Source organism: Mesorhizobium sp. P171375 (assembly GCF_057786075.1).
In genome coordinates this window covers 530,771-547,982 of sequence record NZ_JBYNWF010000001.1, presented here as the reverse complement: position 1 = coordinate 547,982, position 17,212 = coordinate 530,771, and the positions used below count along the sequence as shown (strand labels likewise).

Genomic DNA, 17,212 nt, shown 5'->3' with positions numbered 1-17,212 from the left:
GACAATCCGGCACTCACTTGCGGTTGTGACGCGGTTGATCACCAAGGTCTGCGGTCGGCAACCTGGACCGACGACCCTAGGCCGCGCGCCGCATGCGGGCGGCGAAGAAGCCGTCCAGGCCGGAACGGCCCGGCGAACCTAGGTCGAAATCGGCGGGCGTTGTGCGCAGCGTGCCCTGGCTGGTCAGGAAAGCATCGATGCCGTCGATCTCGCCCGGCTGCAGTGGATCGTCGGCGATGGTTTTGTTTCCGGCCAGAAAGACGCGATAAAGATCTTCGCCTTCGATCGGGTCGAGCGAGCAGTTGGAAAAAACAATCCGACCGCCCGGTTTGACCAAGGTGACGGCGCGGGCGAGCAGCCTTGCCTGCAGGTCGGCGAGCTTTTCGACGTCGGCCATGGTCTTCGTCCACGGCACGTCGGGATGCCGCCGCACCGTGCCGGTGGACGAGCAGGGCGCGTCGAGCAGCACGGCGTCGAACAGCGCCGCCGGCTGGTATTTCAGCAGATCGGCCTGGACAATGTCCGCCGACAGGCCGAGCCGTTCGAGGTTGTGGGTCAGCCGCGCCAGCCGGTTCTTCGAGTTGTCGACGGCGGTGACTTTTGCGCCGGCAAGGATCAGCTGGGCGGTCTTGCCGCCCGGGGCGGCGCAGAGGTCGGCGATGCGCAGGCCTTTGACATCGCCGAACAGCCGCGCCGGAAAACTGGCGGCGGCGTCCTGAACCCACCAGGCGCCTTCGCCGAAGCCGGGCAGTTCGGTGACGGAGGCGCTGAGCTTTTCCACCCGGACCGTGCCGGTCGGCAGCACGATGCCGCCGAGCTTTTCGGCCCAGAGTTCGGGATCGGCCTTGACGGTGAAGTCGACCGGCGCCTCGACCCGGTGAGCAGCGAGAATCTGCTTCGTCTTGTCGGCGCCATAGGCGGCCTTCAGCCTATCCGAGAACCACTTTGGCGCTTCGTCGGTGGCGGCGAGGGCTGCCGGCAGTTCGGTTTCCTTGGCGCGTGCCAACGTGCGCAGCACGCCGTTGACGAGGCCGGAAAAGCGCTGCGTGCGGGGATCGGACTTGGCGTGGGTCACGGCAAGGTCGACGGCGGCACTGTCGGGAATGTCGAGGAACAGAATCTGCGCCGCTGCGACATGGAGGACGTGCGACAGAGCCGTCGCGTTGGGTGGCAGCGGCTTTTCGAGGCGCTTGGCCAAAAGCCCGGCAATCGTCATGCGGTAGCGCAGTGCGGTGACCAGTATGGCGCGCACCAGGCCACGGTCGCGCAGGTCGAGCGCCTTGTATTGCGGATGGCCGTTCTCGTGGTCGGTCAGCCCGTCGAGCGGCGTGCGCGCATCGATGACAGCAGCGAGCAGCCGCGCCGCCGCCTTGCGCGCGGCAAGGCCGGCGACGGGCTCGCCTGCATTGTCTTCGCGATCGCCTGAATGTGCGGGCCGGCCTCTGGCTTCGCTCACGACCACGGACCTTTGGGTCCGGTCGGGTTGCGGCCCCACGGGTTGGGCTTTGGCTGTTCCGGTTCGGCCGGCGGCGCGGGCCGCGCCGGCCTGCCCCATGGGCCTTGCTGGCCATCGGCCTGCAGTTCTTCGGTGGGCACGGGCGCCTGGCGCGGCACCGGCTGGTTGGTGCGACCAGCCATGTCGCGCGCCATCTCTTGCAGCGCGGCGATGCGGTTGTCGGTGTTCGGGTGGGTCGAAAACAGGCTGTCCATGCGCTCGCCGTGAAGGGGATTGATGATGAAGAGATGCGCGGTCGCGGGGTTGCGTTCGGCATCCGGGTTGCGGATGCGTTCGGCGCCGCGGGCGATCTTGTCAAGCGCTGATGCCAGCCAAAGCGGATTTCCGACGATTTCGGCGCCACGCCGATCGGCCTCGTATTCGCGCGTGCGGCTGACCGCCATCTGCACGATCATGGCGGCGAAGGGCGCGACCAGCATCGCCACAAGCACGCCGACAAAGCCGAATGGGTTGTTGTTGTCGCGGCTGCCGCCGAAGAAGAAGGCGAAATTGCCGAGCATGGAGATGGCGCCGGCGAGCGTCGCGACGATGGTCATGGTCAGCGTGTCGCGGTGCTGAATGTGGGCGAGCTCATGCGCCATGACCGCCGCCACTTCCTCATGCGAAAGGCGCTCCAGCAGGCCGGTCGAGGCCGCGACGGCGGCGTTCTCGGGATTGCGGCCGGTGGCGAAGGCGTTGGGCTGCGGATTGTCGATCAGATAGGTCTTCGGCATCGGCAGGCCGGCCTGCTTGGCCAACGCCTCGACGATGGCGTAAAATTCAGGCGCATTCCTGGCGTCGACCTCGACGGCGTGGTTCATCGACAATACCATCTTGTCGGCGTTCCAATAGCTGAACAGATTGGTGCCGGCGGCGACCAGGAAGGCGATCATCATGCCGCCGGTGCCGCCGATCAGAAAGCCGACGCCCATGAACAGCGCCGTCATCGCGGCCAGAAGCATGGCGGTGCGTAGCGTGCTCATCATCTGCTCCGTTTGCGGCCGTGGCAAAAAGGGGTCGATCCGGGTGTCATCATCGCTATATGATGGGAAACGCCGCCTCTCGTTTCAATCCGCCGGAACTATCGCATGACCGATGAACCCAGTAAAACACCGGCCGGAGCGGAGGACGACGCGCTGCCAAAAGAGTTGACACCCGCCGCCCGCCGGGCGCTGGCCGAAGCCAAGGCGCGCCGTGACGAGTATCGCCAGAAGGAAGCTGCGCTGCCCAAGGAAATCGGCGGCCGCGGCGGCAAGGAACCCGGCCGCTACGGCGACTGGGAGGTCAAAGGCCTGACCAGCGATTTCTAGGAACAGAAGAACTGGGGAACTGAAGAGTTGAAGAAAAAGGCGCATAGCGCCCGATGTTCTCCAGTTCTCCAGCTCCTCAATTCCTCAGGCCGCGCTGCGCTGCGGCTCCAAGGTCATCCAGCCGCTGTCATCGACGGCGATGCCTACAGCGTCGTAGCCGGCAATCGCGCTGTGCAGTGTCGCCATCGGGTGCTGGTGGGTGGCGCTGATCACCATCACTGACGCGCCCGCAGCTTCCGCCGCAGCAATGCCGACCGGGGCATCTTCGAAGACCAGGCAGTCGCCGATATCGACGCCGAGGCGTTTTGCTGCCAGCAGGAAACAGTCGGGCGCCGGCTTGCCGTGCGAAACGTCCTCGCCCGCGACCATCAGGGCCGGAACCGGGATGCCGGCCGCCTGCATGCGCAGCAGCGCCAGCGGACGCGGCGCCGAAGTGACGATCGCCCAGCGCTCGGGTGGCAAAGCGTTGAGAAACGGTACGGCGCCGGCGATCGGAAGCACGCCTTCGACGTCGTCCGATTCGGCCTGCAACAGCACATGCGCCTCGTGGACCGGGTCGACACCGGGAAGCGCCAGCCTGGTGATGGTCTCGACCGCGCGCACGCCGTGGATCGTCGGCAGGAAGGCTTCGACGTCGAGACCGTGCCTAAGCGCCCACGCTGCCCAGACCCGCTCGGCCGAAGCAATCGAATTGAGCACCGTGCCATCCATATCGAAGAGGAAGGCGGCGAATTTTCTGCCTGCAAACATAAAGATTTTCCAATAGGGTCAGGGAGCGTTTCAGGAGGGTCAAAACATGTCGCTCGACCGTAACGTCGCCACGCCCGCCTGGGAAGGCGTGGGCGGTCCTTTTCGATAGTTCCAGGGAACCATGGTCCCGCTTCTGGCGTTGAGCAAAACTGTTTTCCACGAGATCGAGGGGGAATTGCGATGCTGATCCGGCTTGGCTACGAAATCGCCATTGACTGCGTGGATGCCACGCCGGTCATCTCGCTTCTCGAGATCCATGCGGATCGGCAAGCCGACATCAAGCGGCAGACGCGCGTGCTGACCTCGCCTTCGGTGCCGAGCAAGGTCTATCACGACCTGTTCGGCAATGCCTGCCGCCGCTTTGTCGTGCCCGCTGGCAATTTCCGTATCCTCTACGACGCTGTCGTCGAGGACAGCGGCGAGCCCGATGCGGTCAACACGCTGGCTAGGGAAGTGCCTGTGGCCGAACTGCCGGACGATGTGCTCGGCTATCTCCTCGGCAGCCGCTATTGCGAGACCGACCATCTGAGCGGGTTGGCCTGGCAGCTTTTCGGCCATCTGCCGTCCGGCTGGGCGCGGGTGCAGGCGATCGTCGACTATGTCCATAACCGGCTGTCCTTTGGCTATGGCTATGCCCGTCCGACGCGCACGGCCGCACAGGCGAATGAGGAGCGGGTCGGTGTCTGCCGCGACTTCGCCCATCTGGCGATCACGCTGTGCCGTTGCATGAACATCCCGGCCCGCTATGTGAACGGCTATCTCGGCGATATTGGCGTGCCGGTCGATCCGGCGCCGATGGATTTCTCGGCCTGGATGGAAGTCTACCTCGACGGCAAGTGGTACACGTTCGACCCCCGCCACAACACGCCCAGGATCGGCCGCGTCGTTATCGCGCGCGGCCGCGACGCCACGGATGTGCCGCTGCTGCACAGTTTCGGCCCGCATCGGCTCAGCCTGTTCAAGGTCTGGACCCATGAGCAGGAAGGCAAGCTATTCAATCCGCCCTATCACGGCGTCGACAAGACCGTCAGCGCGCACATGCTCGCATAGAGCGGTTCTTGGCCCGGATTCTGATCCGCTTCGACACACTGCATCCTCCGGACATCTGTGCCGGATCGGGATCGGCATTCGGCACGCAATGGATCATGGTAAGCACTTCGTAAACGAAGTCGCTTGCGTGAATTTCCGTTTACCGCCCGTTCACTTTGCTGCGATGCAGAACCCAGCAAAAACAACGGCTTGAATGATAGTTGGCTGCTTTCGTGGAGGCAACCGCGCGATCCGGCCGGAATCCTGCATTGGCCTTCCTACGGCGACTGGGCCGAGGCGAACGGAGGCTGAAGGATGCGGAATTACGGGGGTCTTATTCAGGCGGCGGGTGTTTTCACCAGGGATCGCAGTGGAAGTTTCGCGGTGCTGTTCGGCCTTGCCGCTTCGGTCCTGGCGCTCAGCGTCGGCTTTGCCGTCAACATCTCCCAGATTTACAACGCCAAATCGAGTCTGCAGGGCGCGGTCGATGCCGCCGTTACCTCCACGGCGCGCGACCTGACCACCGGGGTCATCAAGGAAGCCGATGCCAACAAGTCGGTGCAGGCCTTTCTCGACGGCAACAGCATGGCCGGCATACTGCAAGCCAACCAGATCGTTCTCGACAAGCTCACCGTCGACAGGACCGCCAACACGGTCACGGCCGACGCCCATGTCGATGTCGGGCTCTACTTTCCGCTGTTCAGCGTCGGCGACATGCAGCGCGTCGGTGCTTCCACCTCCGCGCTCTATTCGGACAAGCAGGTCGAGATCGCCATGATGCTCGACATAACGGGATCGATGGCGAAGCGGGGCAGTGTCGACAAGATCGGCGATCTGAAGGCCGCAGCGAAAAACGCCGTCCAGACGATGCTGCGGAACCAGGATCCGAAGAACCCCCGCATCCGCGTCGCGATCGTGCCTTACGCATCTGGCGTGAACGCCGGCAAGCTGGCGGAAAACGTCTATGCCGAGAAGGCAGTCAGTTCTGAACTGCCGCCTGTCGCCGGCAGTTCGCTTCTCGTCGCCAAGACGGGCAAGAACCTGCTGCCGTCCTTCAGCGACTATATCTCTATTGTTGGCGCGGCGGTGCCAAACCCCGATAATTGCGCCACGGAGCGCAAGGACAAAAACGGCAATGCCGATTTGAGCGCCGATGGCCCGGATACGATTCGCACGGACAAGAGCGGCAAGAAATATTATGCCCTGGTCAACCGGGATGATCATCTCGGTGGCGGAGGCATGAACAGGTGCCCCGATGCGGACGTGATCCCGCTGACCGCCGATTCCGGGGTATTGCTCGATGCGATCGACGACTTCCGGGCCGATGGTTATACGGCCGGCGCGATCGCCATTCAGTGGACCTATTATATGCTGTCGCCGCAATGGCGTACCGCGATCAAGAATGCGGGTCTCGGCAAGGGTGCGGCGGATGCCAATGCCAAGAAGATTGCCAAGGTCGCGATCCTGATGACCGATGGCCAGTTCAACACCGCCTTCGCCGGCGCCACCGGCAACTACAACAGCCAAGGCAACCTTACGCGCAGCAACGCCCAATCACTGTGCGGCAATATGAAAAATGACGGCATCGAGATTTTCACCATCGGCTTTGATCTAAACGACAAGGCCATGTCGGCAATCGAGCGAGACCAGGCAAAGGCGGTGCTGAAGGACTGTTCGTCGAAAGACACTTCCGCCGCCAATCATTATTTCGAGGCGTCCACCGGAGCAGAATTGGACGCCGCCTTTCAGGAAATCATCAGCAACACCGAAAAGGTCGCACTGACCCAGTAACGCTCCAAAGGAAAAGGCCGCCGCTTCTTGACGAAGCCGGCGGCCTTCCGTGTTTCCGTCCATGGCGCGGCCGATGGCGGCGACCGAAGTCACCCACCGCGCTTCTCGCGCCTTAACGGGAAGACTGCTTCCCGAAAGTGCAATCCGCTGAGGCCACGTTCTGGAAAACGAAATCACTCGACATCGGATCACCTCCTTTCGATTTGTTGAACACACCGTCATGATGGGGTGCGTTGCAGCAAAAGACAAGATGCCGGTTTGAAATAGCCGGCGGGCTAGCTTTTCCGGGCCGGGTTGCGATCGGCCGTCCAGCCGGGCAAACTCCCGCTGGGAGACCAGCATTCGGAGGAATGGCATGGAGGCAGCCGAGAAGGCCGCGCGCATCGTTCGCACGGTGATCGAGACGCTGAAGCCGGGTTTTGCCGTAAGGCTGTGGACCGGCGAGCGGATCGGCCCTGCCACCGGTCCGGTGCTGACCATCAACGACCAGGACATCGTCTGGCAGGTGGTGAAGCGTCCATCGTTGTCGACACTGATCGAGATGTGGATTTCCAAGACGATAGACATCGAAGACGGGACGATTTTCGATTTCTACGCCCTGCCGTCGCAAGGCAAGCTCAGAACCAAGATCAAGTCGCTGCCGAAGCTGGCGATCCTGCGCGACCTGCCGGCGGTGCTCTTGTCACGCAAACAGATGAGTGCGCGGACCGATCTGTCGGGGCGCAATCCCTATGTCAGCGGCTCGAGCCAGGAGGCGATCCAGCATCACTACGACATTTCGAATGCCTTCTACCGGCTCTTCCTCGACGAGCGCATGGTCTACAGCTGCGGCTACTTCACGGATTTCGCCAACGGCATCGATCAGGCGCAGGCCGACAAGCTCGACCATATCTGCCGCAAACTCCGGCTGAAGCCAGGCGAAAAGCTGCTCGACATTGGCTGCGGCTGGGGCGCCATGCTGATCCATGCGGTGAAGCATTACGGCGTCGTCGGCCACGGCGTGTCGCTGTCGCAGGCGCAGACCGATCTTGCTCGCGAGCGCATCTGCGCCGAGGGGCTGGAAGACCGCATCACCATCGAGATCAAATCCTATGCGGAGCTCGAAGGCAGCTTCGACAAGATATCCTCGATCGGCATGTTCGAGCATCTCGGGCTCGCTAACCACGCCACCTATTTCAAGACCATCCATCGCCTGCTCAAGCCGGGCGGCATCTATCTGCACCACGCCATCACAAGGCGCAGCAAGGGCGATTTGAAGAAGACCTTGCGCAAGGGGCCGGAGTTCAAGGCGCTGCTCAAATACATTTTCCCCGGCGGCGAACTCGACACGATCGGCATGACGCTCGGCAATTTCGAGGCGCATGGCTTCCTGGTCTATGACGTCGAGAATTTGCGCGAACACTATGCGCGCACCTGCCGGCTGTGGGCCGAACGGCTGCAGGCCCGTTTCGACGAGGCGGTGGCCGAAGTCGGAGAGGCCAAGGCGCGGCTGTGGCTGCTCTATCTCACCGGCTGTTCGATCACCTTCGAGCGCGCCTCGGCGCAGATTTTCCAGACCGTCGTCACCAAACGCGCGCGCGGCCCGAGCGGCCTGCCGCCGACACGGGCGGATTTGTATCGTTAGTGATCTGTCTGATCCGGGGCTGGCCCGGCGCTAATCCCGAACGAACCGCATCGGCGCGCCGATCTCGACGCTGGCTGGCCTGTCCACCGTGCAATAGACGCCGAGATTATGGGCGTTGTGGCGGACCAAATTGCGCAGGATGCCAGGGTCGTGGTCGAAGCCGTCCTGGGAGATGATGGTGAAGCCGCAGCGGCGGCATGGCGCCGAGATAGTCACCAGCAGGTCGCCGATGGCGAGCTTGCGGCCGATCCATTCGGTCTCGGGAAACGAACCTTCAACCGCCGCCATGTCGACGACGATGTTGGGGCGGAAGCGGCGCGTGTCGGGGGTGCCTTCCGGATGCAGCGCCTTCAGCCGCGCCAGCGATGCGGTGGTCAAGAGATGGATCGGCGCCTTGCGGTAGCTCTCGGCGGTCAGCGGGCCGGTGTAGCCGGGCGCTATCTCCTTGCTGAACGGCCGGATCGAGGCGGCGAAGCCGAGATAGGCCGAGATGGCGCGATCGCATTCAGCACCTGGTGCTGCCAGCCAGTCGCCGTCGGGAACGGCGATTTCAAGCTTCCGGTCGTTGCTCAGCCTTGTGCGGATGCGCGGCACCTTGTGCCATTTCGCGTCGCGATCGGGCCGCGCGATCTCGTTGTCCGAGACATCGACGAGGCCGAACAGCCGGTCACCGCCGATGGTCTCAAGGCCGACCGAAATGGCGTCCCGGCGCTCGCCGGCAAGCGAGCTTGCCGGGTAACGCCAGAGCTCCGTAACCGCCCCCAGTGCACTCATCAAACGGGTCAGCTCTTCTTGTTCTGGCGGTTGGCGATCAGGTCGTCGACCACGGCCGGGTCAGCCAGTGTCGAGGTGTCGCCAAGTGCGGAAAAATCGTCCTCGGCGATCTTGCGCAGGATGCGGCGCATGATCTTGCCGGAGCGGGTTTTCGGCAGGCCGGGAGCGAACTGGAGCTTGTCGGGCGACGCGATGGCGCCGATCTCCTTGCGGACATGGGCGACGAGCTCCTTGCGCAGCTCCTCGGTCGGTTCCACGCCTTTCATCAAGGTGACGTAGCTGTAGATTCCCTGGCCCTTGATGTCGTGGGGATAGCCGACGACGGCAGCCTCCGAAACCTTGTCATGGCTGACGAGTGCCGATTCGACTTCCGCCGTGCCCATGCGGTGGCCGGAGACGTTGATGACGTCGTCGACGCGGCCGGTGATCCAGTAATAGCCATCGGCGTCGCGCCGGCAGCCGTCGCCGGTAAAGTATTTGCCCTTGTAGGTGGAGAAATAGGTCTGCACGAAGCGGTCGTGGTCGCCATAGACGGTGCGCATCATGCCCGGCCAGGAATCGGTGATGCAGAGATTGCCGTCGGCGGCACCCTCCAGCACCTTGCCCTCGCCGTCGACCAGCTGCGGCTTGACGCCGAAGAAGGGCCGCGTCGCCGAGCCGGCCTTGAGGTCGGTGGCGCCGGGCAACGGTGTGATCAGAATGCCGCCGGTTTCGGTCTGCCACCAGGTGTCGACGATCGGCACCTTGCCGTTGCCGACGACGTTGAAATACCACTGCCAGGCTTCCGGGTTGATCGGCTCGCCGACCGAGCCCAGCACGCGCAGCGATTTGCGCGATGTCTTCTTCACCGGTTCGTCGCCGGCGCCCATCAGCGCGCGCAGCGCCGTCGGCGCGGTGTAGAAGATGTTGACCTTGTGCTTGTCGATGACTTCCCAGAAGCGTGACTGCGAAGGGTAGTTCGGCACACCCTCGAACATCAGTGTGGTGGCGCCGTTGGCGAGCGGGCCATAGACGATGTAGCTATGACCGGTGACCCAGCCGACATCGGCGGTGCACCAGTAGATGTCGCCGTCATGGTAGTCGAAGACATATTGGTGCGTCATCGAGGCATAGACGAGATAGCCGGCGGTGGTGTGCAGCACGCCCTTCGGCTTGCCGGTCGAGCCTGAGGTGTAGAGGATGAACAGCGGATCCTCGGCCTTCATCTTCTCCGGCTTGCAGTCCGCCTTCACGGTGGCGATCTCGTCATGGTACCAGACGTCGCGGCCCTGGACCCAGCCGGCTTTGCCGCCGGTGCGGCGCACGACCACCACCTTTTCGACCTTGGTGCCGGCCTTGGCCGCGATCTCGATCGCCTTGTCGGTGTTGTCCTTCAGCGGAATCGGTTTGCCGCCGCGCAGCCCTTCATCGGCGGTGATGACGAAGGTCGACTTGCAGTCGTCGATGCGGCCGGCCAGCGCGTCCGGCGAGAAGCCGCCGAAGACGATCGAATGGATGGCGCCAATCCGCGTACAGGCCAGCATCGCATAAGCGGCCTCCGGGATCATCGGCATGTAGATGGTGACGCGGTCGCCCTTCTTTACGCCGTGCTTCTTCATCACATTGGCCAGCCTGCAGACGTGCTCGTAAAGCTCGTTATAGGTGACCTTATTGTCGTCGTAGGGGTTATCGCCTTCCCAGATGATGGCGGTCTGGTTGCCGCGCTTCTTCAGATGGCGATCGATGCAGTTGTAGGAGACGTTGGTCTCGCCGTCCTCGAACCATTTGATCGAGACCTTGCCGTCGAAGGAGGTGTTCTTGACCTTGCTGAACGGCTTGAACCAGTCGATGCGCTTGCCGTGCTTGCCCCAGAACTTGTCCGGATTCTTCACGCTGTCGGCATACCATTTCAGGTAGGTGTCGTTGTCGATCAGCGCGTTCTTCTTCCACGCCGGCTGGACGCGGTGGACATGAACCTCGGACATTTCTGGCATTCCTCCCGAACCGTTCCGTCGGCTTGGCGCCAACGGTTTCGCGGCGACGCAGCCGCGAATTCGGCGGCATTATTAACAGTTCCGCGCTGACGGCAACATTAGACGTTGGATTCGCGCGGCGGGATGCCGCAGCCGTGGATTCAGCGGCTGTCAGCACTCTGCCAAGGTCGCTGCTAACTGCATGTTTTAGCGTGGAAAATGCCCGCGACGATCAAAAAAAATCAATAGACAGTTAAGCAAGTGAGCGCAGAATCCAACATTGGGAGGAAAGGAGATCGACGCAGGGGGCTGCAATGCGTGACCATGCCGAAATGGACTTGATGCTCAAAGGCTATGGGCTGACCACGGCCAAGATTCTCTATCACTTCCCCGACCACCCGCACCTGCTGCAGAGCTTCATCTGGCAGGATTACGATCTGGCACCGAAATTCCCGGTGCTGGTCCGCTTCATCGAATTCTGGCAGGCCAAGCTCGACGGCCCGCTGCATTCGGTGACCTACACGCACCAGAAGCTGATCGCACCGAACGAATGGCGCAAGGTCGATGGGGAGTTCGTGCTGCATTGAACGGCGGCAAAGCCGTTCAATGAAGAGCCAGGTTCAAACCGCCGGCGGGCTGAGCCGGGCGAAAGCTTCCTGGCGGCGATAGGGGAAGTACGGGTAGGGCGCGGTAACCTCGCTTGCCGCGTCGAGCTTCCCGATCTGCTCCGGCGTCAGCGACCAGCCGACGGCGCCGAGGTTCTGGCGCAGCTGCTCCTTGTTGCGGGCGCCGATGATGACGGAAGACACGGTCGGGCGCCGCAAGAGCCAGTTGATGGCGATCTGCGGCACGGTCTTGCCGGTATCTTCGGCCACCGCGTCGAGCGCATCCATGACCCGGTAGAGGTGCTCGTCGGCGACCGGCGGGCCGAAATCAGCGGTGTCGTGCAGCCGGCTCTTTTCCGGCAGGGGCTGGCCACGGCGGATCTTGCCGGTCAACCGGCCCCAGCCGAGCGGGCTCCAGACCAACGCGCCGACACCCTGGTCGAGGCCGAGCGGCATCAGCTCCCATTCATAGTCGCGGCCGACCAGCGAATAGTAGACCTGATGCGCGGCGTAGCGGGGATAACCGTGCTTGTCGGCTTCCGCCAGCGACTTCATCACTTGCCAGCCGGAGAAGTTGGAGACGCCGACATAGCGCAGCTTGCCGGCGCGTACGAGATCGTCCAGCGTCGACAGCACTTCCTCGATTGGTGTGCCGGCGTCGAAGGCGTGCAGCTGCAAAAGGTCGATGTAATCGGTGCCGAGGCGCTTCAGTGCCGCGTCGACGGATTTGATCAGGCGCGAGCGCGACGAGCCGTAATCGGCTGGCCCATCGCCCATCGGCAGCGAGGTCTTGGTAGAGATCAACACGGCGTCGCGGCGGCCCTTGATGGCTTCGCCAAGCACCTGTTCGGAAGCGCCATTCGAATAGACATCGGCCGTGTCGAACAGATTGACGCCGGCCTCGAGACAGATGTCGATCAGCCGCCGCGCCTCCTTGGCGTCGCTGTTGCCCCAGGCGCCGAACAGCGGGCCGGAGCCACCGAAAGTGCCGGCGCCGAAGGAGAGTGCGGGCACTTTCAGGCCCGATGCGCCGAGACGTCGATAATCCATTTTATGTCCTTTCAAAGTGTGAACCGAAGCAGCGGATGCGTCGCTCAGTTTTTGACCAGTGTGGCGAGGTCGATGGCGTCGGCCATGGCCTGGTTTCCCTTGTCGCCTGGATGCAGATGGTCGCCGGAATCGAATTCGGGCAGCAGGCGTGTCGGATGCGCCGGATCGTGCAGCAGGAGGTCGAAATCGACCATGGCATCGAAGGCGCCGCTGGTGCGGATCCAGTTGTTGACCTTCTGGCGCAGCGCATCCTTTTCCGGCGTGTAGTAGGCATCAAGCGGCGTTCCGCTCAGCGCGCCTTCGAAGGGCGTCAATGTGGCGCCGACAATGCTGAGATTGTGGGCGTGGGCCTGGGCGGCGAGCTGCAGGTATGCGCTTGTCAAGGTTTCGAAAGCGGGCAGGGATTTTTCGCGCACGAATGGCGTGCCTGGCCAGCTGATGTCGTTGATGCCGATGAGCAGGATCACCGCCTTGACGCCGGGCTGGGCCAGGACATCGCGGTCGAAGCGGGCGGATGCCTTCACGCCCATGGCGTCGTTCAGCAGCCTGGCGCCGGATATACCGGCGTTGAGCACCGCCACCTGTTTCGGGGCGAGGCGAGCGGCCAGGAAATCGGGCCAGCGGTTGTCGGCATCCAGAGTGGCGCCGGCGCCGTCGGTGATCGAATCGCCGATAGCGACGACTGCGCCGTCATTTGCGGGTGCGTCGACCAGGATTTCGCTGAGCAGGATGCGTGCGTCGGTGGTCTGCGTAGCCGCGAACGCGTCCGAAGCCGTCTGGTTGCCGTTGCCGATATAGGCGGTCTGCTTGCCGTCCCAATGGAAGGTGGCGAGCGGCGTTTCCTGCGGCAGATAGACCGAGACCGAAAGCCGGCTCAAGGCATCGAGCGGCAGGTCCACCGGGTCGCTGATCAGAGACGTGCCCGGCGCGATTGCGGCCTTGGCCTGTCCGCCAAAGGTCAGCACGCGATCGGTGCCGGCGACGATTTTCGATCCCTCGCCGGCGACCGCCACATAGGCCCCGCCGATCTGGACCGGCGTGGCGGCATACTCGTTCGACAGGACGACGCGGAATTTCTCGCCACCGAGGCTGATCCGGACCGTCTGGCGAATGGTCTGGTTCTCAAGCTGCGGTGGTATCTTCACCGGCAAGGCAAAATCGGCGCCCCACGTCGATTGCGGACTGGCCAGCCAGGTGCCGACCCACCCTTGCCTTTCGCCGGCTATCGCCGGATCGAACATCAACGACGCCGCCAGGGCGATAGGAACGAGCCTCAAATGCCTGACCGCATTGGCAAGGATGGCGTAGCGAACCGGATCTCTGCTGTTGGTCACAACGGTTTCTCCTGTTGGGTTCGTGTCTTGGCTTCTGTCGAGGTAGGAATGTTTCGGAGCTACGGTCACTCCGCGGCGCTTGGGCAGACGGCGGCCGGCACCAATCGCTCGCCGTTTCTGTCGAGGCGCAGCGCCAGGGCGGCGACGCCGAGTGCCGCGACCGGCAGCAAGGCGGCGACCCAAGTCAGCGAGCCGAGGCCGAGGCCATGGGCAATCACCGCGCCGCCGAGCCAGGCGCCGGCGGCATTGCCGAGATTAAAGGCGGCGATGTTGAAGGACGAGGCGAGGCTCTGGCCAGCACCTTGCGCCTTTTCCAGCACCCACATCTGCAGCGGCGCCACGGTGGCGAAGGCTGCGGCACCCAGCAGGCCGACATAGATCACGGCCAGGACCTGGCTGTGGACGGCAAAGGTCATGGTTGCCAGCACCAGCGCCAGCACCACGAGGCTGCCGAGCACCGCCGGTACCAGCCAGCGGTCGGCGACCTTGCCGCCAAGCAGATTGCCGGCGATGAGACCGCCGCCGAAGACGAGCAGGATCGGCGACACCGCCGCTTCCTTGAAGCCGCTGATCTCGGTCAGCAATGGGGCGATGTATGTGAAGACGGCGAAGACGCCGGCATAGCCGAGCACGGTGGTGGCAAGGCCGAGCAGCACCGGCGTGCGGCACAGCGCGGCGAGGTCGGCGCGCAGGCTGGTCTTCTCGGGCGCCGTCTGGCTGCGCGGCACCAGAAGGAGGATGACGGCGAAGGCTGCCAGACCGACCAGGGTTACTGCCCAGAAGGTGGCACGCCAGCCGAAGGCCTGGCCGAGCCATGTGCCGAAGGGGACGCCGAGAATGTTGGCGATGGTCAGGCCGGTGAACATCAGCGCGATCGCCGAGGCCTTCTTGTTGGGTGCGACCAGGCCGGTGGCGACCACCGAGCCGACGCCGAAGAAGGTGCCATGGGCAAAGGCGGTGATGATGCGGGCGCCCATCAGCGTCCAGTAGTCTGGCGCCAGCGCACAGGCGAGGTTGCCAATCGTGAAGATGGCCATCAGGGCCAAGAGCACGGTCTTGCGCGGCCAGTTGCCGGTGGCGATAGTCAACAGCGGTGCGCCGATGACGACGCCAAGTGCATAGCCTGAAATCAGCTGGCCGGCGGCCGAGATCGAGACGCCGAGATCTTTGCTGACATCGATCAGCAGGCCCATGATGACGAATTCAGTGACACCGATGCCGAAGGCACCGGCGGCGAGGGCATAGAGAGCAAGAGGCATGGCGGTTTCCACTTCCAAGACGATGAGCGCCTTGTCCAATCCGCGCCCCGACCCAAGAGATCGTGCACCCACGCCTTGTGAACCAGACTTGCCTTAGGCATATTTCCTGTGAAATAGATTCACAGATGGCCAGGCCCGACATCAACCGCTCCGGCGAGATCGAAGTGTTCGTGCGCGTCGTCGAGGCGGGCAGCTTTTCGGCCGCCGCTCGCGCGTTGCGCATGACGCCGTCGGCGGTCAGCAAACTGATCGCGCGGCTGGAGGCAAGGCTCGGGGCGCGGCTGGTCAGCCGCTCGACGCGCAAGCTGCAGCTGACGCCGGAAGGGACGGCCTTCTACGACAGCGGGCTGCGCATCCTGGCCGACATGGCGGCGGCCGAACGCGAGGCCGCCGTGGGTGCGGCACCGCGCGGACGGTTGCGCGTCAACAGCTATGTGCCCTTCGGGGTGCACCGGCTGATCCCGCTGCTGCCGCGCTTCCTCGAACGCTATCCTGAGATTTCGGTCGACCTGGTGCTGACCGACAGCGTCATCGACCTGATGCAGGAGCGCGCCGACGTCGCCATCCGCGCCGGTCCGCTCGGCGAATCGCGGCTGGTGGCGCGCAAGCTCGGGCAATGTCGGATGGTGGTCGTTGCAGCACCGTCCTACCTAGTCACACATGGCACGCCACTGACACCTGCCGATCTCGACCGGCACAATCGCATGGCTTTCGGCTTTGTCCGGCATGTCGATGGCTGGCAGTTCGTCGACGCAGCCGGCAACGCCGTCACGGTGCCGATAATGGGAAACACGGTGGTCAGCGATGGCGAGTCGATGCGGCTGATGGCGGTTGCCGGCGCCGGCATCGCCCGGCTGGCACATTGGCATGTGGCTGATGACATTGCGGCGGGCCGGCTGACGGGGCTGCTGGAGGATTTCAATCCGGGCGACGAGGAGCCTAGCCACGCCGTCTATGTCGGCCAGGGCCGGCATTTGCCGGCACGGGTGCGGGCCTTTCTCGACTTTCTGGTTGAGAGCGTGCGGATAGCCTGACAGACGTTCGGCAGCCAAATGGCTCCCGAAGCATCAGGCCGAGATGCGCCTACCTCTTCGGCACGAATGGCGCCGGGCGGCGGCCGGCGCCCTGACGCTCCAGCATCCAGCCGGGATATTCGGAGGGCAGCGCGCTGACCTCGTCCAGTTTGGCGAGATCGTCGACGTCGAGCTTCACATCGGCCGCGGCAAGGTTCTGTTCCAGCTGCTCCATGCGGCTGGCGCCGATGATGACACTCATCACGAAAGGTTTTGCCAGGACATAGCCGAGCGCCACGGTGGCGACGCTGACGTCGTGCTTCTTGGCGATGTCGCGCATGACGGCGACAGCTGCCCAGGCGCGATCCTCATTGACCGGCGGGAAGTTGAAGGCGGCGCGGCGGCCTTCGCCATTGCCGGGCGCGCCGGGGCCGTATTTGCCCGACAGCAGGCCACCGGCCATCGGCGACCACACCATCAGCCCGAGCTTCTCCTCGTTGATGAGCGGCACGATCTCGCGCTCGAGGTCGCGGCCGGCGATCGAATAATAGGACTGGATGGTCTCGAAGCGGGAAAAGCCCTTGCGCTCGGCAATGCCCAGCGCCTTGGCGATGCGCCAGGCCTGCCAGTTGGAGACGCCGACATAGCGAACCTTGCCGCTGGCGACGAGATCGTCCAGCGCCCGTAGCGTCTCGTCGATCGGCGTCACCGTGTCGGTGCCGTGCAACTGGTAGAGGTCGATATGGTCGAGCTGCAGCCGCTCCAGGCTAGCGTCGACCGAATCCATGATGTGGCCGCGCGACGAGCCGCGCTCGTTCGGGCCCTGGCCCATGGCGCCGTGGACTTTGGTGGCGATGATGACGTCGGAGCGCTTGACACCGAGATCCCTGAGCGACTGGCCGAGCAGACGCTCGGACTGGCCGAACGAATAGACGTCGGCCGTGTCGAAGAAATTGACGCCGGCGGCGATGGAGCGGGCAACGATGTCGTTCACGCCCTTCTGGTCGAGACTGGCGATGAGGCCCCATTGGGCATTCTCGCCGGCGGCGCCGAAAGTCATGGTGCCGAGGCAGAGTTCGGAGGCGAACATCCCCGTATTTCCGAGTTGGTTGTAGCGCATGGTGGCGGCTCCAGCAGAATTATGATGACGCCAAGCAAATAGGAACGGTACGTTTCGTTTCTAGTCGTGGCGCAATGATAGACTCTCGATTGGTCCAACCATGCCG

Annotated in this window: 15 protein-coding genes; 6 read left to right on the top strand and 9 right to left on the bottom strand. The window is 63.6% G+C overall.

Annotated features, from left to right (window positions below; all coding sequences use genetic code 11):
• Window positions 1–76: 76 nt before the first annotated feature.
• Together ACYHH6_RS02740 and htpX are read right to left on the bottom strand one after the other, a co-directional pair.
• The gene (locus ACYHH6_RS02740; protein ID WP_352586574.1) at window positions 77–1,462 is read right to left on the bottom strand and encodes an RsmB/NOP family class I SAM-dependent RNA methyltransferase; all 1,386 of its coding nucleotides are present in this window, start codon (window positions 1,460–1,462) and stop codon (window positions 77–79) included.
• Window positions 1,453–2,478 carry a zinc metalloprotease HtpX gene (gene htpX / locus ACYHH6_RS02735; RefSeq protein ID WP_112567326.1) on the bottom strand — a complete coding sequence of 342 codons (1,026 nt, stop codon included), beginning with the start codon at window positions 2,476–2,478 and terminating at the stop codon, window positions 1,453–1,455. The genes ACYHH6_RS02740 and htpX overlap by 10 nt, the downstream gene beginning before the upstream one ends.
• A gap of 105 nt (window positions 2,479–2,583) precedes the next feature.
• Here htpX and ACYHH6_RS02730 point away from each other — a divergent pair, with 105 nt between their 5' ends.
• Window positions 2,584–2,805, top strand: coding sequence for a DUF1674 domain-containing protein (locus tag ACYHH6_RS02730; protein ID WP_352586575.1), 222 nt, complete (start codon window positions 2,584–2,586; stop codon window positions 2,803–2,805).
• 84 nt (window positions 2,806–2,889) lie between these two features.
• On the opposite strand, the gene ACYHH6_RS02725 is transcribed toward ACYHH6_RS02730, so the two are convergent.
• On the bottom strand, window positions 2,890–3,555 hold the full coding sequence (locus ACYHH6_RS02725; protein ID WP_352586576.1) for an HAD-IA family hydrolase: 666 nt from the start codon (window positions 3,553–3,555) through the stop codon (window positions 2,890–2,892).
• 180 nt (window positions 3,556–3,735) lie between these two features.
• Here ACYHH6_RS02725 and ACYHH6_RS02720 point away from each other — a divergent pair, with 180 nt between their 5' ends.
• The 3 genes from ACYHH6_RS02720 to ACYHH6_RS02710 all read left to right on the top strand — a co-directional run bounded on the left by ACYHH6_RS02720 (window position 3,736) and on the right by ACYHH6_RS02710 (window position 7,999).
• Window positions 3,736–4,605 carry a transglutaminase-like domain-containing protein gene (locus tag ACYHH6_RS02720; protein ID WP_352586577.1) on the top strand — a complete coding sequence of 290 codons (870 nt, stop codon included), beginning with the start codon at window positions 3,736–3,738 and terminating at the stop codon, window positions 4,603–4,605.
• Window positions 4,606–4,899: 294 nt separating this feature from the next.
• Window positions 4,900–6,375: a TadE/TadG family type IV pilus assembly protein gene (locus ACYHH6_RS02715; RefSeq protein WP_352586578.1), complete on the top strand. Its 1,476-nt coding sequence runs from the start codon at window positions 4,900–4,902 to the stop codon at window positions 6,373–6,375.
• A gap of 355 nt (window positions 6,376–6,730) precedes the next feature.
• Window positions 6,731–7,999: a class I SAM-dependent methyltransferase gene (locus ACYHH6_RS02710; RefSeq protein WP_352586579.1), complete on the top strand. Its 1,269-nt coding sequence runs from the start codon at window positions 6,731–6,733 to the stop codon at window positions 7,997–7,999.
• Between the two features lie 30 nt (window positions 8,000–8,029).
• Here the strand turns inward: ACYHH6_RS02710 and ACYHH6_RS02705 are convergent, their stop codons facing one another.
• Window positions 8,030–8,773: an MOSC domain-containing protein gene (locus tag ACYHH6_RS02705; protein ID WP_352586580.1), complete on the bottom strand. Its 744-nt coding sequence runs from the start codon at window positions 8,771–8,773 to the stop codon at window positions 8,030–8,032.
• A gap of 8 nt (window positions 8,774–8,781) precedes the next feature.
• Window positions 8,782–10,737: an acetate--CoA ligase gene (gene acs, locus ACYHH6_RS02700; protein WP_352586581.1), complete on the bottom strand. Its 1,956-nt coding sequence runs from the start codon at window positions 10,735–10,737 to the stop codon at window positions 8,782–8,784.
• Window positions 10,738–11,039: 302 nt separating this feature from the next.
• Between acs and ACYHH6_RS02695 the strand changes: the two genes are divergently transcribed.
• On the top strand, window positions 11,040–11,312 hold the full coding sequence (locus ACYHH6_RS02695) for an usg protein (protein WP_352556825.1): 273 nt from the start codon (window positions 11,040–11,042) through the stop codon (window positions 11,310–11,312).
• Between the two features lie 33 nt (window positions 11,313–11,345).
• On the opposite strand, the gene ACYHH6_RS02690 is transcribed toward ACYHH6_RS02695, so the two are convergent.
• The 3 genes from ACYHH6_RS02690 to ACYHH6_RS02680 form a co-directional block, all read right to left on the bottom strand.
• Window positions 11,346–12,380 carry an aldo/keto reductase gene (locus tag ACYHH6_RS02690; protein ID WP_352586582.1) on the bottom strand — a complete coding sequence of 345 codons (1,035 nt, stop codon included), beginning with the start codon at window positions 12,378–12,380 and terminating at the stop codon, window positions 11,346–11,348.
• A 44-nt stretch (window positions 12,381–12,424) separates the two neighbouring features.
• Entirely contained in the window at window positions 12,425–13,714 is a 1,290-nt protein-coding gene (locus tag ACYHH6_RS02685; protein ID WP_352586583.1) for an SGNH/GDSL hydrolase family protein, read from the bottom strand.
• 65 nt (window positions 13,715–13,779) lie between these two features.
• Window positions 13,780–14,973 carry an MFS transporter gene (locus ACYHH6_RS02680; protein ID WP_352586584.1) on the bottom strand — a complete coding sequence of 398 codons (1,194 nt, stop codon included), beginning with the start codon at window positions 14,971–14,973 and terminating at the stop codon, window positions 13,780–13,782.
• Window positions 14,974–15,098: 125 nt separating this feature from the next.
• On the opposite strand from ACYHH6_RS02680, the gene ACYHH6_RS02675 reads away from it, so the two are divergent.
• Window positions 15,099–16,007, top strand: a complete 909-nt coding sequence (locus ACYHH6_RS02675) for a LysR family transcriptional regulator (RefSeq protein WP_352586585.1) — start codon at window positions 15,099–15,101, stop codon at window positions 16,005–16,007.
• A 49-nt stretch (window positions 16,008–16,056) separates the two neighbouring features.
• On the opposite strand, the gene ACYHH6_RS02670 is transcribed toward ACYHH6_RS02675, so the two are convergent.
• Window positions 16,057–17,106, bottom strand: a complete 1,050-nt coding sequence (locus tag ACYHH6_RS02670) for an aldo/keto reductase (protein ID WP_352586586.1) — start codon at window positions 17,104–17,106, stop codon at window positions 16,057–16,059.
• Between the last annotated feature and the right edge of the window lie 106 nt (window positions 17,107–17,212).